Below are 16,484 nucleotides of genomic sequence, written 5' to 3'. Positions count from 1 at the left end.
CGACGAGCGACGCCATTGCCGTACAAATAAAAGAGCACTAAAAAAGTTGTAAGATACTTTTTCAGTACCCTCCATCATATCCTTCTGTTACTCATGTACCAAGAACATATAGGGGTGATATGTTTTTTGTGCAATATATATTACATTCGTCTTATTGTTTTAGCTATGTCAACTACTATTGCACAGCCTCTTTACACATGTATTTTCTTATTCCCTCGTAAAACTGTGATTGAAATCAATTCCTGCTCCGGCATAGTAGAAACAGTCATTCCCCATGAGAGTAATGGTATCACCATCTTTTTCCAAAGAAAACCAGCATCCTGTGTCATCTGCTGTAGTTTCTCCATAATTGGCATCAGCTTTGGTTGCCGCGGCATAATCATAAGAAGCAACGTGGGTATAAGCTACTTCTACATCGAAAAGAAAGCCCGATTCCGTTTCATCGTATATGATGAGTTCTCCCCGCAAATTGGGATTATCGACTACATAAACTCCGGCCCACTCATCAGCGGCACTTTCTGAGACAACTTCTTCCAAACCAATATCAGAAATTCTCCAGCCCTGTTCAGTTAGAATAATGGTATAAATAATGAGTTCATCTTGCATAAAAATGTTTCTTTCTAGGCTGATTTTTATTTCAGTTTCATCGGCATTCACTTCCATTTCAACAACGCCACCCATTTCCGAGAGCATTGGGAAATAGTATGGGAATGAACTGTAGGATTCCGGATCGTTATAGTAATGTAAAAACATCCGCTCCTCGTACTCTTTTGTAAAGTAGTCACCAAAAGACAGACTTAATTCCTCATAACTTGACTCATACTCGTGCGGATGCGTTGGAATCCCTGTTTCATCACGGATTATATTGTTTTCAAACTCCCCGTAAACCGTTGTTTCGGCAGTCAGCAGTAATTCTACTACCTCTTCTTCCGATAATAAACGAATGGCTTCAGCCGGTTCTTCCTCCGCCGATTCCTCCGCTTCCTCATCTCGTTCATTCTGTTCTTCCAATTCCTCTATACTGTCCTCGGATGACTGGGCAATAGTATCCCCACCTTCCCCACATGCAGTCACGATTAGTAGTACAAATGCCATAAGTATAAATAAGATCGCTTTTTTCAATTTGATGTCCTCCTCTTGTTGTATCGTTTCATGAATAATTATCCATTGTCTTGACCACGAACGAACCATGGTTAAATCGCTTAGCTATTGTTTTTCATTAATTCTAATTCTTTCATGTAACTTGGAAGGAATCCCGCTCGTAGGAGTATTAGCTAAAAATCTCGGGTCCAGAGTTGGAAACAGACTTCCCCCCTCCACAATGAAAGGTAACGGATTTGCCTTTGTTTTAGGTATCTCAATAGAAAGAATATTATTATAAATATGAGACGGTGCACTGTATAAAAACGCAACGGCTTTACCATAATCCCCTTTCGTTACAATTCGATTCAGAGTTATATCTTTACCATAATTGTCTGAGGTGATCTTTTCATCAGAGAAGAAAGTATTTAGTGCTACTCTTAAGCGCTCTGGTTCCGTCGCTGGCCTCAACCCTTCTCCCCACACATATTCACTATAAAAATCAAATGGCAAATAACCAGTCTCAAAATCTGTACCAAGAAAGTATTCTGGTAAATGTTCGATTGGCGGTTTATCGGCAGATGGAGCTAGTAATTTGATGTAGTGACTTTTGCCGAACCTTGCTTGGTTAATGAGGGAATTAACTTCCAAATAGGCAATGATATTTACTAATTCTTTTGGTCTACTTTCCCACACCACATTAAGGTGCCTTTTCATATCCACTCCCGCACCAATGATAGTCCCATAGAGACCAACGCTTAACACATTATTTTTCACAAAAAATCGGTTTCCGTATTTATCAGCCTTTCCTGCCGTTTCTGCAGCTATCATTTTTTCCACATCATAGGCTCTACTAAATTGTTCCGACACATCATTCTGCGCCATTTGCTTATATACATCCTCAAGTTCTTTGTCTGTATAGATTTGAAAATCATATGTCCAATAAACATCTGCCCCATTTATACTGGAAGCAAATTGCTCCACTGTGTTATAAAACTCCTTACATTTCAAAAATTCCGTATATGACTCAAATTGCTTATGGGGCGTGAAGTTTATCTTGTGCGTATCATCATGTTCATGGGATTGGATATGTACCGTTGCAAAAGGTAAAAGATAATAATCATCTACTCCCTTTCGAAATAGACCTTTTTTGGATTCACTAAAGGAAAGGTAGGGTATTGCTACTCTATAATCTAGTTCATTACCTGATGTCAGTTCAAAGTCTTGAGAAACAAACGAAAGTTCTGAATCATTCCCAACTTCTATTGTGTCGGTATTACTTTCACTACTATTTGTTCTCTCAATACTCGTCCCTCCATTAGATGCATTGTCAGAGGTATTCAACAATCGCTCGATAACATTTCCGTTTGCATCCAGCTTATCGAGGTTCAACACTTGAACACGATGCCTGTCGTTGGACGCACCTGTGCTGGCCGAAAACCCAAGGGAAGAATAGGAAGTGTCCAGCTTTCCTGTATACGTAAATAATCTTTCTCCATTCATCACGACATCCACACTATCCTCTTGAACTGTCACACTTACTAAATGCCATCTATCATCTCTCAAATAAGGATCATCTACTTGAATTAAGTGGTTCTCAACATGATCTTTAATAAGGGCAATGTGGTTATTGTTTGTATCATGAGTATTTTCATATGTATCAAATTCAATGGCATAACCGTTACCACTGCCGAACCCTAAACCCTCTCCCCTTTCAGAAGTGGAATACCTGTCTTTTAAGAACATAAATGTCAGACCGTCTGCTCCTGTCCCTCCACCAATTTGGAATTGGAAGTTTATTGTAAATGGCAAAGCTACTTCCTCATGAAACCAAGCCCTGCCCCACATCCAATTTTCTGCCTCCGTCAAAGTAATCGTTCCATTTTCACTTAACTTTGGTTTATTATCTCCTTCCAACTCCCATATGGAAATGGGAGTATTGACGTCTCCATTATCCATAGTAACAGCTGTCTCAAAGTTTCCAGTTACACTTTCCCCAATACCTGAAGGTTCTTCGTTTAAGGTTATTTCACTATTAGAACAACCGATTAAAAGTAATGTCAAACATAGACACCAAAGAATAGATTTCCATTTTGTCACTTATTCTCTCTCTCTTTCTTTCGTAGGATTGGAAAATAACTCTTTCATTTTCGCCGAAGGTATTTTGAGTACAATGAAAAAATAGAAGGGATAAGAATAAGTCAGTTCCATAAGAGGTGTATGAGAAAGACACCATCGAGGATAAGGAAACACTGGGACTGGTCTTGACTACAATTCTATATAGTAAAGGAGATGTAGTCATTTTAGAATAGGACTTTTCGACAAATTCCGGGAGGTGACAGGCACCTCGCCGGGGGCTTGAGGTATGGTATAATGTGTTCATATTATCTTGGACAGGAGGAATGATTATGGATGCGCGTTACAAGCCAATCCCTCCCATTCAATCACCTACTGATTGGGCATCTATATCCATCTACGAAAATAATGAGCCGCTAGTCGGTATTCGGAGCCTTAACTCTCCTAAACTATTAGTGAATTCGATGTATTTTTTAGAAAATATCCCTGGATCGTTGAAGGATTGTTATGTGAGAGAAGAGGTAGTTGAACGATTAATCCGTGCTGCTGCCCTCCTCCCTGATCAATACAGCCTTCTTATATGGGATGGTTATCGGCCATACAAGGTACAGAACTTCTTATACACATCTTTTTACGAAAAAAAGAAGAACGAATTTCCCGATTTTAATGATTCCCAATTGGAAAGTTTGGTGAAAAAATACGTATCATTACCGTCTATCCGCGAATTCGCACCATCCCCTCACCTGACAGGAGGTTCCGTCGACTTAACAATTGCTGGCTCCGATGGCAATCCTATTGAAATGGGGACGGAGTTTGATGACTTTTCAGAAAAAGCGAGTACTCGTTTTTTCGAAAATCTAGCTCTCTCCAAAACGCTCCATCCAAAAGAACAACAGGCTCTCGAAAACCGCCGCCTGCTCTATTGGATCATGAGGGAATCTGGATTTACAAGCTATGTACATGAATGGTGGCACTTTGATTATGGAAATCAGTGGCACGGAGAGCTTTCGGGAACAGGACATGCTAAATATGGGGTTGCACCAGCACCAAAGATTTCATTTCAAGATCCTGGTAAGTAGTGCAAAAACAACCGTAGTTTCAAAATTGGATTGGAGGTATTCACTTGAAGGGGTTCGATGTAAAAACAGAATCAAACAAATCCTTTAAAAATATTACCCTGCTATTTTTCTTCGTTCTTATACTATTATTACTTCTTGTAGTCTTACTTAATGTCGTATTTGGGACAGTCACATGGGAGAGTCTTTATATCAATATCATCACTTCCCTCATTAGTGTCATGATCCCACTCGTCTTGTTCAACTTAATCTATGATTATGTCACGAAGTCTCACCAAAAAATTGAAATTTCCGATAGTATCTCGAAGGCATTTATGTTGAATAAAGATATTCTGGAGCGATTCTCCACAGATTCCAGAAAATCATTTATCAAAACATCCACTGAATCTCTCCTTGGGGAAGAAGAAGGGAAAATGCTTTATACTACTTTAATCGCACCTTATTTAGAAAACAAATATAACTTTCGCAGGAACTTTAAATATCACATTTGTTATTCTGTAGAAGACGATCTTCACTTCAAACAAATTAACGACCTTACGTTTACTAGTGACGATTATTACTGGGTCGAAGAGGATTTATCTTTTTTTCGGAACATGAACGTGTTTCAGCTCAGGAAGCGAAGGATCACTGCAGGGTTTTCTTATTGGGAAAGTGATTTAGAAGAACTTTTTAAGGGAGAAGGAGTGTTCTTTAGGGAAAACCTGTTTATTGGAGAAAAAGAAAAACATATTCTTCAACAGCTCACGAACGAACAACTAAAGAACTTTATTAATGAAGCCTTAAATTTCAAATTCGAACTGAACGATCAGCCTCTCGATTTCGAAGTGGAAAACGCAGCAAACGGATTTTATCTTCAATTTCATTTCGACCATACCATTGAGGCTACACCAGATAAAGAGTATAAATTCAAGTATAAATTCCGAATGCCACAGCTAAAAACCATTAAAAAATTCATCGCCATCGTTTCGGAACCTACTCAACATGTGGATATATTGTTCACTCATGCGGATAAAAATGCCCGCATCGTACCGATCCCATTCTTCGATGACAGCGAAGCGATTAATTACTTACCGAACAACATTGTGAAAATAGAATTGAGCAAATGGGTACTGCCCAGATCGGGTTGTGTGTTTATCTGGGATGAGCATAAAGCCTCTGAGAAGGAACAAACAAAGGAGCTTACACAAAAACACCAAGTAGGGTGAGCCACCCCCACACCACCTGAAAACATGTTATTATTAACGTCCATATTTACGTTTATGCCAAGACTGGTCACCGCTTACATGCTTCATGACCAGTCTTCAATTTAATTACTACTTCCCTCCATGATCCAACCTGATTTTCCTTCCTGTTTGATTCGCCAACTTAAGAATTTCCTTCCTGTTCTATTCGCAAACTTAAGAATTTTTTTCCCTGTTCTATTTGATAACTAAAAACTTTCTACTTGCTGTTTGAAACATCCCCTCCATCTAGTCCAATTCCATTCATTTTTCTATACCCTTCATTTTCTAATAGACTACTAGTTTTTTTCATAAGATAATGAAATTAGTGAACTCATCTTTCATCATTTACATGTTATTCTCGACACTGACCAGCAAGGAACCAGGTCATGACACAACAAAAACCACAAGAACACAACTAAAACTTAAAAAACCAGTAAGAAAGGAACTATTATGACTATCAAAAAAACTATCCATTATCTAGCAATCATCACAACCTTATTTTTCACCATGCTTATCATATCTGCCTGCTCTTCAAATTCAGAAGCAGAAGCGGATGATGCCACCGGTTCGTCAGAGGAACTAACGGACAACTTCCCCACCGAACAATTATCCGGATACTGGCTCCATGAAGACGGTGCAGATGGAACCACCTTTCTTCATATCACCTTCAAAGGGGAAGAGGTTGGGGAAATGGTCTTAACGACCGAAACAGATAACAGTGCCTATACCTTTAAAATGGAGGAAACTATCAATAGTACCCGGGCGACCGCTTTCCTGATCAATGAAATGACTGGAAACGAAAATGCCCCGTGGAACGGATCAGAAACCATTACCTTTGAATTTCTAAACGAATCATCCCTGATGGTCCTGAATGGCACAAACGCCACCGTTTTTTCCCAGTCAAATGAAGAAGCCTTCACAAATTACTTCGAGGAACAACCACCACTCTTTAGTCTTGAAGATCTAGATGGCTACTGGCTCGAAGATGAGGAAAGTGATTATTTAAGTTTCCAGCTTACTGGAGACAAGGAAGGGGAAGTCCATTTTCATAATGGTGAAGAGGACTCCATTTATTCCTTTGTCCTCCACGAAATGAACGACACAGCCATTCAGCTTCACCTAATTGATAACTACCTTTACCAAGTGGATCCAGAATTGATGTTAGACGTAGTCATCCATTCAAACGATACGATCTCCGTCACACTCTATGGATACGAAAGTACCTATCAAAAAAGTACTTTTGAAGCTTATGAAGCTTTCTATGCCGCCCGTCATGCAGCACCACCTGAACCAGTTGCAGAAACAAATAATGACTTCTCCTTCTGGTCCGGTGACTATCGCAGTGAAATGTCCGGAAACCACGCGGGCACCATGTTAACACTAAGTAACTTCCAAGGGGACAAATTTGATTTCCACTTGATGCACTTCCATTCCTACTGGATCGACGACGAAGACGGGGGCGGCTGGAACGGGTACGACGAAGACAACTTAAACGGAACCGCCTCCATCATCAATGACAAAGGACAATATTCCAACGGAAGCTGCGGTATCACTTTCGAATTTATCGGCGACAGTATCAACCTGATCATGAACAACTGCACCGACAAATTCGAATACGACATAGTAGAACGATTCATTCCGATTTATTAAAGATTCTTTGGAAAAACATAGACGTATTTCTCTAGAATAATGAAAGAGGGGGAGGGGTATACGAATAGATTACTCTATCCGTTCCCCCTCCCCTTTTAAATAAAGCAACATGACTTCTAGCAAACACTAAACACACAACCAGTTCAATCTTGTTTTAGTACCGTAAGGGAAAAACAAAAGACAACCAATAATCATTTCCACTTATTTCCCAGCTCTATATTCATTTCCTAATAAGTATAATGGTTCTTCATCTTCTTCTATCTCAGCAAATCTTCCCACTTCTTCATAGAACTTGTTATCCGTAAAATCATCATTTACCATCGAAACTTCTCCTACCAGAACTTTCCCTGTCCCCTTTTCTCCCCAAAACTTATGATACATACCGACAGGTAACGTTATACTTTCACCAGGAGTTAAAGTAACGACACCTCCAGCAGGAACTGTTAAAATACGGCCATCAACTGAAACTTGTACAGGCGTATCTGCAAGTCCTTCCTCTTCTGTTGAGTTATAAAGCTGGACACATAGATTTCCCCCACCACGATTAATAATATCTTCCATTTTATTCCAATGAAAATGAAGTGGAGTAATTTGTTCTTCTTCTACAATTAACAATTTTTCTGCATACGATTTAATATAGTTGTCATTGTTTAAATTCCCGTTACGGATTGTAAATAAAAGGAGACCCTTTTTCTTGAAATCACCACTGCCAAAATCCGTAATATCCCACCCGAGGTAATTATCTCTTATTTCATCATAGTCTCTACCTTTTGTTTCCCACTCTTTTGCATTCCAGTAGGCAAAAGGAGGCAGTTTGAAATTCATCTTTTCAATAAATTCAATCGCATCTCGCATTAGATTATTTATCTCTGAACGCTTCATCATTCCAGCTCCTTAATACATGCATTTATGCAATTAATAGTATATCTACCTGGCCAACCTTAAGCAACATTACATTATATAGATAGTATACCTCTTTTGAATCCGTTATGAATTTGATTCATTCAAATCTTTTCTAAAAGTGCACAACACCTATATGTATTTTTCGAAGAAGTGGATCCGACCATCGGGCAAACGCCAAGTCCTGTGGCTACCCGATGGTGCCAAAACTTATTAATTCACTTACCTAAAAAGCCGGTTGCATCATTTGCAACCAGCTTAGAAAAGGTACAACATCTTTTTGGACAACCGCCTTCATTTACACAGCCTTGCTTTTTTGCGGGATCTATTTCGCCCCGATAGTGTCCGAATGGATTATATTTATTAATATCCGGACCCCGTTTTTCCCTTCACAATCTCTTTTCCAGAACTGGCCCCAATTCTTGTGGCACCTGCCGCTATCATTTTCCTTGCTGTGTCTAAATCTCTTACACAGGCAGATGCTTTCACACCTAGGTCTGGTCCTACCGCTTCCCTCATGAGTTTAATATCTTCCGGAGTAGCACAGCCAGGTCCGAATCCAGTGGAGGTTTTCACGAAATCAGCACCGGCCATTTTTGCCAGCATGCAAGCTTTTTTCTTTTCCTCTTCTGTCAAATAACCCGTTTCAATGATGACCTTGACCACCGCTTGACCGTTTACAGCTAATACAACACCTTCTATATCCTTTTTTACAACCTCATAGTCACCTGATTTTAATGCACCAACATTTATAACCATATCGATTTCGGTGGCTCCTGCCGCTAATGCATCCCGAGATTCCGAAATTTTTGTAAACGTACTCGTGGACCCCAGGGGAAAACCAACTACCGTTGTTATCCCAACATTGGATCCTGCCAACTCCTTCGCTGCTAATGAAACCCAAAATGGATTCACACAAACTGTGGCAAAATTGTATTCTATGGCATCTTTACATAGAGTAATAATTTGATCCTTTGTACTGTCAGGCTTTAATAATGTATGATCGATCATTCTCGCAATCTGTGCCCCAGTTACTAAAGCTGACTGATAAGGACTAGAAACCCCTTGGACTACATTTGATTTTTCCCCACCACCTTTTTCTTCGGTGGTATTAGAGATTTTCTGCATGACTTGAGTCGTAATTTGTTCTACGAGCTGTTCCATATTTACACTCACCTGAATCACCTCCGTTGAATATTCTGTTTTGATAAGCTATAGACTTCCATTGACTTCATCTACAATCCCAACAATAATGGAATCCACAGCCCCTTCTGGATTTCCCATGATCTGTCTGGCAGAGCCACCTTCCTCCACAATTAAAACGACATCTCCGATTCCAGCTTGAGCACCGTCAACGGCAATAAAAGAATCCCCTATGGACTTCCCATCCCCATCAACAGGTTCTACGACCATCAGTTTTGTATTCTGATGACTAGGTGTTTTAACGGTGGCAACAACATTCCCTATGACTTTTGCAAGTTTCATTTTTGTGCAGGTAAAATTTTCTCAACTTCTTGATGAGGTCTTGGGATTACATGTGAGGAAAGAAACTCTCCAACTCGACCAGCAGCATCTGCCCCTGCTTCTGTTGCAGCTTTCACTGCTCCTACATCACCTCGGACTAAAACGGTTACTAAACCGCCACCAACTTGAACTTTCCCAACTAGTGATACATTCGCTGCCTTCATCATTGCATCTGCCGCTTCCACTGCCCCTACTAAACCTTTCGTTTCGATCATACCTAATGCACTGCTCATGTTTATTCCTCCTATTGGATTACCTTTGATTTATTTTTTTATATAATAGTCATCGACGATACCCATAATCCCAGCATCCGCTGCAACTAAATCTTTTTTCAGCGGAAGTCCTGATTCATTACTTTTTGCCAAATAAACAATGTCACCCATTCCCGCCTGCTTAATGGTATCAATTGCAATGATCTTCTTACCCTTGGACGTGAGGTCATCCTTTAAGGGCTGAACCACTAATAGTTTTAACCCTAGTAAACTCTCATCTTTATGGGTACAGACTACACTTCCAACAACTTTTCCTATATACATATCCGTTGACCTTTCCTCATCGTTTAATAAAGCGGCTTTCAATTTCCATGATCTTCGTTACCCGACGATCATGCCTGCCCCCGGAAAAATCAGTTTCTAGCCATTTTTTCACCATTTGAACAGCTAAACCTGGGCCAAGTACCTGTCCGCCAATACTAAGAACATTGGCATTATTATGATCCTTGCTGTTTATAACGGAAGTCATATCCCAGCATACAGCACAGCGGACACCAGGAATTTTATTAGCAGTCATTCCGCTCCCTATTCCCACACCATCTATGATGATTCCAAGATAATTTTCATTGGTGGCAACACATTCCCCCACAAGGAAGGCAACATCAGGATAATCCACTGATTCTCCGCTGTGACAGCCAAAATCCACGTATTCATATCCAAGTTTCGTTAGCTCTTTTTTCACTTGCTCTTTTAAATCGAAGCCACCGTGATCGCTCCCAATCGCAACTTTTTTCACGACCTATCAACCCCTCTCAAACCCTCGGATAATTGCTGCAAAGGATTCAGCATCCAAGCTTGCTCCTCCCACAAGGGCACCGTCAATATCCGTCATCGCAGATAGTCCTGATGCATTTTCCGGTTTCACAGACCCCCCATATAAAAGTGGAATGGATTCAGATATACTTCCATATTGCACGTCAATAGTCTTTCTGATCAGTTGATGAACCGATTGAGCTTGTTCTGGGGTTGCAGAAAGTCCTGTTCCAATAGCCCAAACCGGTTCATAGGCAATTACCAAACTGGAAATGTCTTCAATCCCTTCCAAAGCCAGAAGAACCTGTTTTCTAATCACTTCTGCTGTCTTCCCTATTTGCCGTTGTCCTTGAGATTCCCCAACACAGAGGATAGGTTTTAGCCCACTGGAAATAGCTTGTTTCACCTTTTTACTAATCATCTCATCCGTTTCGCCGGAATCCCTCCGTTCCGAATGACCAATAAGCACATAGTGACAGTCTGCCTCCAAAAGCATCTTGGCAGAAACTTCACCAGTATATGCCCCACTCTCGTTCCAATGAAGATCCTGGGCACCTAACTCTACGTCACAGTTAAACTTCTGAATCAATTCTGATAGTGGAAAAAGATATGGGAAGGAAGGACAAATTACCACATCGCTTCTGACATGAGCCAATGTTAATTTTTCCACAAAACTGGTTATCGTCTGTAACGACATATTCATTTTCCAATTGGCTACAATCAATTTCTGTCTTCCTGAGGTCTCACCAGAATTACTTTGGTTTCCCAACACTTCTCTAACCGTTTCTTCCACTAATTGTGAAATATACATTTGGATGGATCTAGAATATTCCATAAGACCACAACCTATTATGACTTAGGTAAGATATTTTCTACTTCACTGTTTGGTCTTGGAATAACGTGGACACCAATTAATTCCCCAACACGCTGCGCCGCTTCTGATCCTGCTTCTGTAGCAGCCTTTACTGCCCCAACATCACCTCGAACCATCACAGTCACAATACCTCCACCAACTAATTCCCTTCCCACAAGATGTACGTTAGCCGCTTTCACCATTGCGTCTGCTGCTTCAATTGCCCCAACTAGTCCTTTTGTTTCAATCATTCCTAATGCTTCCTTTACCATGTTCGTTCCTCCCTTTTCTTTTCCATTTGATTTCGTGTTTTTTCGAGTGGATGTCGCTTTTCGTTTTTGCGTTTCTTTCGGTTGTGCCTTTTCCAAATTTTCTTCGTTAGCCCTGCTAGCAGGTGTTTCCTCAGATGAGTTTTTTTGTTCGTCGGCCAAGAATAATCACCCCTTTTAAATAATTCTTAATCCATCCACCAGTACACAACGACGTTGGCGGGTGAACGTTCGGGCAGAAGTAAGCCCTTCTCCAGTGGGACCTGCAATTGTTAACGTAGTAAATCCTTCACTTTGATATCCCAGACCGGATACGGACGGCCCGTTTTTCACAAAAATAGTTGCTTGAATCCGCTGTGCCATCTTCGTTAAATTGGTCACATTTTGGGAGTGCATTACTGCTGTGTGCCGATTCCCCTTTTCTGCCTCAATGGCATAGTCGATTGCCTTATCCACATCAGGTACTTTGACTACTGGAATAATCGGCATGAGCATCTCCGTTTTCACAAGAGGATGGTCAACCTTTGTTTCTGCAAATAATAGTCTTATAGAAGGATCCCCTTTCAGACCTGCTGCCTCCAAAATGACACTTGCATCTTTACCAATAAAATCACGATTTGGATAAAAGCGGCCCTTTTTTTCTATTAAAACCACTTTCAGCACTTTCTCTAATTGAAATCCCTTGAGCTCCAGTGCATTATTTTTGCTCATGGAGGTTTTCAAAGCATTGGCTACTTTTTCTACTACAAACACTTCTTTTTCAGCTGTACATAACACGTTGTTATCAAAACTTGCACCGAAAACGATATCTTTACCAGCCTTTTCAATATCTGCTGTTTCATCCACCACACAAGGAGGATTCCCAGGACCTGCAGCTATCACTTTCTTTCCTACGCTCATGGCTGCCCTTACAACTTCACCACCACCAGTTACGACTAGAGCGCGGATATTAGGATGATTCATGACTTCTGTACTCGTCTCGAGACTAGGATTTGCAACGGCAGTAAGAACATTTTCCGGTCCACCAGCTTCCACAATTGACCGGTTTAGCAGTTGCATCGCTAGTAACGATACCTTTTTTGCCTTTGGATGTGGATTATAAACGACCACATTTCCTGCAGCAACCATGGAAATACTGTTATTAATGATGGTGGCAGCCGGATTGGTGGTGGGAGTAATCGAACCAATAATACCAATTGGTGCGGATTCCACTAATGTTAGTCCATCATCCCCGGTATAGGTCGTGCTCACAAGATCCTCCACTCCAGGCGTTTTTTCCGCAGCCAATGTGTTTTTTCCGACCTTATCTTCCACTCGACCTAACCCTGTCTCCTCCACAGCGAGTTTTGCCAGTTCTTCTGCATGTTTCAAACTCGTTGCCCTCATATACTCAACCATTTTTTTTCTAATCATTAAGGATGTTTCAGCCATTTTCTTTTCTGCCACATTCGCAGCTTGGACTGCCTCATCCACGGTGGAGAATACACCGTCCCCTAAAGGAACACCTGCCTCTTCTGGCGGTGAGGGAATTGTCGTCCCTCCAGGCGTTTCCTTCGTAAAATTCTCTACTACTTTTTCAACCAATGTTTTTATTTCCTGTTCCGATAAATTCACCTGTTTTTACCCTCCTTTGTTCTGATTCAGCGTTAGTTTTCCTTCAATCTCAATCTGATCAATTACTCCCACAATGGCAGAATCCACAGGTGTGTTTTTCGTAATTTCAGTTTGTCTTGCGGAACTCCCTCCAACTACCATTACAATTTCTCCAAAACCTGAACCTACAGTATCAATACTGACCAGGGGTTTTCCTTCAGGGGTAATTGTCTCCATATCTAGCGGCTGAACTACCAACATTTTTTTCCCTTGTAGTTTCTCAGCCTTGGACGTAGAAACAACACTGCCAATAACCCTTGCAATTATCATCTTTCTTCCCCCTTCTCGTCAGTAAGTCTAATCTTGATTCCCAATTCCCTTGCAGCATCTCTCCCCATTGGAGTGATCAAACTCTTCCTTGGTAGTACTACTTCCTTCTCCCCGTCTTCTGAAAGCGCCTCCAAATGTTTTGCTAGAATAAGAGGACGTTTGCGTTGAAAGCTGGAGATGATCCCAGACATCTTTTGTTCCACTTTTGCCCTCGGATAGAGATAGACACCATCTTGTTGAAGCTGTCTTATATAGGATTGGATTCGTTTTTCTACGGATACCTTTTGTAAAAATCTATTGTTTTTGTTCGGAAGAATAGTATCAATTGCAATAATCACCTCTTTCCCCGCAAGTTGCATTTGAATAGCGATCCAAGAAGGAATGTCATCATCGATAGTTAATGCTACTTTTGAAAGCAGTCCATAACGAATGGTCGGTAAATAGAGAAAATCAATTTGCTCTGTAAGAAGTTGCAGTTCCTCTTCAATGTTATTTGTGGTTTTCTCATCCAAAAAGACTGCCCTCGTGTGAAGTATATCTTGTGGGATATCAACCCAATCCTTTGAAACTATTAGTGCTATGGGATATATTTGTGATAAAGTCCTTATATTCTCCCAAACTATCTCTTTATTACGATCTGGATAATATAAGAGAATCAAAAGCTCTGGTCTACTTGCATCATTTTCATTTTTCTCTGCTATCATTTCCTTCAGTGCCTGTTGAACTAATGACTTTATTTTTTCACGCATTAGCTCAACTCCGTTCGTATTAGTTTCCCAATAGTGCCACTTTTAAGGTTCGCTGCATTTGCCTCATCAAAATCAATATGCATTTCCAAACGATATTTTGGGGATACACGGATTAATGTCTTATCAAAAATAATACTTCTCTTCCCATCCACCCCGATTTTAACTATGTCCCCGTTCGTTACACCAAATGCGTCCGCATCAGTTGGATGCATATGAATATGTCTAGCAGCACAAATCAGTCCTTCTTTAATTTTCAACTGCCCCCTTGGACCTTGTATGATAACTCCAGGGGTTCCGTTAATATCACCGGATAGTTTAACTGGTGGTTGTGTGCCAATGATAAATCCATCAGTTAATGATATTTCCACCTGTGTTTTCCCCCGGGACGGGCCTAAGATTCTTACATTTGGTAATTTTCCCTTAGGCCCAATAATTGTTACTGTTTCTTTTGCAGCAAATTGACCAGGTTGGGAAAGTTCTTTTAACTTCGTTAGCTCATAATTCCTCCCAAATAACCATTCAAGGTCTTCTGAAGAGAGGTGAACATGACGATTGGAAACAGCAATAGGTATATCAGTTTTATGTAGTCTCTGAAATGACCCGGAAGATTGTTCTATTGTCTCCTTTACAGTTTCCGTTATGAGCTGAATTAGTTTTTGCTGATCCATAAACATTCTCCTCACATCGGTTGCATTTCCAGTAAAGCCTCTGCCGTAAACTGGTCCGTTATTAAAACATTGGCATAGTTTCCATTCAGCGCTCCTAGTATTCCACTTATCTTTTTCTGACCGCCTGCTACTAAGATGGTTGTCTCTTTTTTGGACAGATCAAAAAGCTCAATCCCAATTGTTCGTGCATTTATTTCCTCGCTACAGATCCTCCCTTCTATATCGAAAAAACGGGAACAGATATCCCCTACTGCCCTTTTTTCACGTAAAATCTGTAAATCATCTTCAGAAAAATAGTCAGCCTTTATGATAGTTGATTCTTCATGGGGGTCTCCTACAGTAAAAACAGCTATATTGGCTTCTTTCCCTAAATCCAAAACCCGTTTAATATGACGGTCAGCTACGATAGCTTGCTTAACTACAAGGTGGTCCACCACAGCTGGTAACGGGAGAAAATGCGGTGGTGTATCAAACGCTTTCCCTAAAAAATTCACTATCTCTGAAGCGTATGTATTTGTCTCTGAATGGCTTATTCCCCCATTCATTTGAACCACTTTTACATAAGGGACATTCTTTGGCTGCATATGACGGGCAATTTCATAAAGGGTGGTACCCCATGTTGTTCCAATAATATCCCCCTCCTTGACAAGATCCCGTAAATAAGTGGAAGCTTGCTTTCCCAAATATTCTTTTATTACCGCATCTTCAAACATAGGGACATTAACAACGATACAATCTTTTACTTTAAACCTGCTTTTTATGAGCTGCGCAAGCTTTTGCACCCCTGAAGCCGGGTCATTTATATGAATTTCCACAATCCCCTGCTCTTTTGCCTCGTGTAATAATCTCGAAACAGAAGGCCTTGAAATTTGAAGTTCATTTGCGATTTTTTGTTGACTATAGTCTAACTGGTAATACATTTTGGCCGCTTTCACTAAACGTGAAAGCTTTGACTCAACTGCACACATAAGATGTAGACCTCACTTTTAATTAATTTCGGATTAGTTATATACGCTTATTGGATAGATGTGATTTAGGATGCTTGTCATTTATTTTACTTATACAGGAACACCTAAGATGACTGCGTTTGTGGTTTTATACTTTGTCGGTAATTCATGTTCAATGGTGCTCGGTATGTACGTAACGTTGTATGATATGTCGGTTTCCATCTTGTGAAATTATGTTTAAATTAGAATAAACATTTGTTAACTTTTATTATGGACTTATTTTTCTGAAAAATCAATAATTTTTAAAAGAAAATTCTTACTTTTTTTACGAATTCAGAATCGCCTACGATTACGAGTGGAGGTCAGTACAGGAATGACAACAGATAATAAGAAAAGCGCAAGCGCCTATGAACACGAGCGTAGGGCAGTGGAGGAATGTCAACTAGAAGTCCGATCTTTGACTTCGGTTGTCACTTCCGAAGTGCCCCGTAGCGAGTAGGCGCTGGAGCTGGACAACTTGC

General features: G+C 40.4%; 19 protein-coding genes. 4 read left to right on the top strand and 15 right to left on the bottom strand.

Annotated features, from left to right (window positions below):
* Positions 1 to 207: 207 nt before the first annotated feature.
* Positions 208 to 1,122, bottom strand: coding sequence for a hypothetical protein (locus tag KS419_RS09525; protein WP_217066126.1), 915 nt, complete (start codon positions 1,120 to 1,122; stop codon positions 208 to 210).
* Positions 1,123 to 1,206: 84 nt separating this feature from the next.
* The gene (locus KS419_RS09520; protein ID WP_217066124.1) at positions 1,207 to 3,144 is read right to left on the bottom strand and encodes an L-type lectin-domain containing protein; all 1,938 of its coding nucleotides are present in this window, start codon (positions 3,142 to 3,144) and stop codon (positions 1,207 to 1,209) included.
* Between the two features lie 344 nt (positions 3,145 to 3,488).
* Here KS419_RS09520 and KS419_RS09515 point away from each other — a divergent pair, with 344 nt between their 5' ends.
* From KS419_RS09515 to KS419_RS09505, 3 genes are all read left to right on the top strand, one after another.
* Positions 3,489 to 4,235 carry a M15 family metallopeptidase gene (locus KS419_RS09515; RefSeq protein WP_217066122.1) on the top strand — a complete coding sequence of 249 codons (747 nt, stop codon included), beginning with the start codon at positions 3,489 to 3,491 and terminating at the stop codon, positions 4,233 to 4,235.
* Between the two features lie 44 nt (positions 4,236 to 4,279).
* Positions 4,280 to 5,437 (top strand): hypothetical protein, encoded by a 1,158-nt coding sequence (locus tag KS419_RS09510; RefSeq protein ID WP_217066121.1) that lies wholly within the window; start codon positions 4,280 to 4,282, stop codon positions 5,435 to 5,437.
* A 468-nt stretch (positions 5,438 to 5,905) separates the two neighbouring features.
* A complete protein-coding gene (locus tag KS419_RS09505) occupies positions 5,906 to 7,105 on the top strand; it encodes a hypothetical protein (protein WP_217066120.1) in 1,200 nt (399 codons plus the stop codon).
* 201 nt (positions 7,106 to 7,306) lie between these two features.
* On the opposite strand, the gene KS419_RS09500 is transcribed toward KS419_RS09505, so the two are convergent.
* From KS419_RS09500 to deoR, 13 genes are all read right to left on the bottom strand, one after another.
* Positions 7,307 to 7,987: a D-lyxose/D-mannose family sugar isomerase gene (locus KS419_RS09500; protein WP_217066119.1), complete on the bottom strand. Its 681-nt coding sequence runs from the start codon at positions 7,985 to 7,987 to the stop codon at positions 7,307 to 7,309.
* A 381-nt stretch (positions 7,988 to 8,368) separates the two neighbouring features.
* Entirely contained in the window at positions 8,369 to 9,016 is a 648-nt protein-coding gene (gene deoC / locus KS419_RS09495; protein ID WP_246593756.1) for a deoxyribose-phosphate aldolase, read from the bottom strand.
* 201 nt (positions 9,017 to 9,217) lie between these two features.
* The gene (locus KS419_RS09490) at positions 9,218 to 9,490 is read right to left on the bottom strand and encodes a EutN/CcmL family microcompartment protein (RefSeq protein ID WP_217066118.1); all 273 of its coding nucleotides are present in this window, start codon (positions 9,488 to 9,490) and stop codon (positions 9,218 to 9,220) included.
* Positions 9,487 to 9,762, bottom strand: coding sequence for a BMC domain-containing protein (locus KS419_RS09485; RefSeq protein ID WP_246593754.1), 276 nt, complete (start codon positions 9,760 to 9,762; stop codon positions 9,487 to 9,489). Before KS419_RS09485 ends, KS419_RS09490 begins: the two co-directional genes overlap by 4 nt.
* A gap of 30 nt (positions 9,763 to 9,792) precedes the next feature.
* Positions 9,793 to 10,065, bottom strand: coding sequence for a EutN/CcmL family microcompartment protein (locus tag KS419_RS09480; protein WP_217066117.1), 273 nt, complete (start codon positions 10,063 to 10,065; stop codon positions 9,793 to 9,795).
* Positions 10,066 to 10,081: 16 nt separating this feature from the next.
* Positions 10,082 to 10,537, bottom strand: a complete 456-nt coding sequence (gene rpiB / locus KS419_RS09475) for a ribose 5-phosphate isomerase B (RefSeq protein WP_217066116.1) — start codon at positions 10,535 to 10,537, stop codon at positions 10,082 to 10,084.
* Positions 10,538 to 10,543: 6 nt separating this feature from the next.
* Positions 10,544 to 11,389: a triose-phosphate isomerase gene (tpiA, locus tag KS419_RS09470; RefSeq protein ID WP_217066115.1), complete on the bottom strand. Its 846-nt coding sequence runs from the start codon at positions 11,387 to 11,389 to the stop codon at positions 10,544 to 10,546.
* Positions 11,390 to 11,403: 14 nt separating this feature from the next.
* Complete coding sequence (locus KS419_RS09465) at positions 11,404 to 11,679, bottom strand: BMC domain-containing protein (protein ID WP_217066144.1); 276 nt, start codon at positions 11,677 to 11,679, stop codon at positions 11,404 to 11,406.
* Positions 11,680 to 11,853: 174 nt separating this feature from the next.
* Positions 11,854 to 13,290, bottom strand: coding sequence for an aldehyde dehydrogenase family protein (locus KS419_RS09460; protein WP_217066113.1), 1,437 nt, complete (start codon positions 13,288 to 13,290; stop codon positions 11,854 to 11,856).
* A 6-nt stretch (positions 13,291 to 13,296) separates the two neighbouring features.
* Complete coding sequence (locus KS419_RS09455; RefSeq protein WP_217066111.1) at positions 13,297 to 13,599, bottom strand: EutN/CcmL family microcompartment protein; 303 nt, start codon at positions 13,597 to 13,599, stop codon at positions 13,297 to 13,299.
* A complete protein-coding gene (locus KS419_RS09450) occupies positions 13,596 to 14,348 on the bottom strand; it encodes a hypothetical protein (protein WP_217066109.1) in 753 nt (250 codons plus the stop codon). Before KS419_RS09450 ends, KS419_RS09455 begins: the two co-directional genes overlap by 4 nt.
* Positions 14,348 to 15,016: a phosphate propanoyltransferase gene (locus KS419_RS09445; RefSeq protein ID WP_217066107.1), complete on the bottom strand. Its 669-nt coding sequence runs from the start codon at positions 15,014 to 15,016 to the stop codon at positions 14,348 to 14,350. Before KS419_RS09445 ends, KS419_RS09450 begins: the two co-directional genes overlap by 1 nt.
* An 11-nt stretch (positions 15,017 to 15,027) precedes the next feature.
* Positions 15,028 to 15,984 (bottom strand): DNA-binding transcriptional repressor DeoR, encoded by a 957-nt coding sequence (gene deoR, locus KS419_RS09440; RefSeq protein WP_217066106.1) that lies wholly within the window; start codon positions 15,982 to 15,984, stop codon positions 15,028 to 15,030.
* A gap of 352 nt (positions 15,985 to 16,336) precedes the next feature.
* On the opposite strand from deoR, the gene KS419_RS25185 reads away from it, so the two are divergent.
* Complete coding sequence (locus tag KS419_RS25185; protein ID WP_281419785.1) at positions 16,337 to 16,462, top strand: hypothetical protein; 126 nt, start codon at positions 16,337 to 16,339, stop codon at positions 16,460 to 16,462.
* The last annotated feature ends 22 nt before the right edge of the window (positions 16,463 to 16,484 follow it).

It is taken from the genome of Evansella tamaricis, from assembly GCF_019042215.1.
Taxonomy (GTDB): domain Bacteria; phylum Bacillota; class Bacilli; order Bacillales; family Salisediminibacteriaceae; genus Evansella; species Evansella tamaricis.
This window is presented reverse-complemented; position numbering and strand designations above follow the sequence as displayed.

Bases quoted from the DNA above. Each gene is read 5' to 3' on its own strand.
- KS419_RS09465 (WP_217066144.1), bottom strand. From the start codon at position 11,679: ATGGTAAAGGAAGCATTAGGAATGATTGAAACAAAAGGACTAGTTGGG.
- KS419_RS09455 (WP_217066111.1), bottom strand. From the start codon at position 13,599: ATGATAATTGCAAGGGTTATTGGCAGTGTTGTTTCTACGTCCAAGGCT.
- deoR (WP_217066106.1), bottom strand. From the start codon at position 15,984: ATGTGTGCAGTTGAGTCAAAGCTTTCACGTTTAGTGAAAGCGGCCAAA.
- KS419_RS09490 (WP_217066118.1), bottom strand. From the start codon at position 9,490: ATGAAACTTGCAAAAGTCATAGGGAATGTTGTTGCCACCGTTAAAACA.
- KS419_RS09515 (WP_217066122.1), top strand. From the start codon at position 3,489: ATGGATGCGCGTTACAAGCCAATCCCTCCCATTCAATCACCTACTGAT.
- KS419_RS09480 (WP_217066117.1), bottom strand. From the start codon at position 10,065: ATGTATATAGGAAAAGTTGTTGGAAGTGTAGTCTGTACCCATAAAGAT.
- tpiA (WP_217066115.1), bottom strand. From the start codon at position 11,389: ATGGAATATTCTAGATCCATCCAAATGTATATTTCACAATTAGTGGAA.
- KS419_RS09445 (WP_217066107.1), bottom strand. From the start codon at position 15,016: ATGGATCAGCAAAAACTAATTCAGCTCATAACGGAAACTGTAAAGGAG.
- deoC (WP_246593756.1), bottom strand. From the start codon at position 9,016: ATGATCGATCATACATTATTAAAGCCTGACAGTACAAAGGATCAAATT.
- KS419_RS25185 (WP_281419785.1), top strand. From the start codon at position 16,337: ATGACAACAGATAATAAGAAAAGCGCAAGCGCCTATGAACACGAGCGT.
- KS419_RS09500 (WP_217066119.1), bottom strand. From the start codon at position 7,987: ATGAAGCGTTCAGAGATAAATAATCTAATGCGAGATGCGATTGAATTT.
- KS419_RS09485 (WP_246593754.1), bottom strand. From the start codon at position 9,762: ATGAGCAGTGCATTAGGTATGATCGAAACGAAAGGTTTAGTAGGGGCA.
- KS419_RS09450 (WP_217066109.1), bottom strand. From the start codon at position 14,348: ATGCGTGAAAAAATAAAGTCATTAGTTCAACAGGCACTGAAGGAAATG.
- KS419_RS09505 (WP_217066120.1), top strand. From the start codon at position 5,906: ATGACTATCAAAAAAACTATCCATTATCTAGCAATCATCACAACCTTA.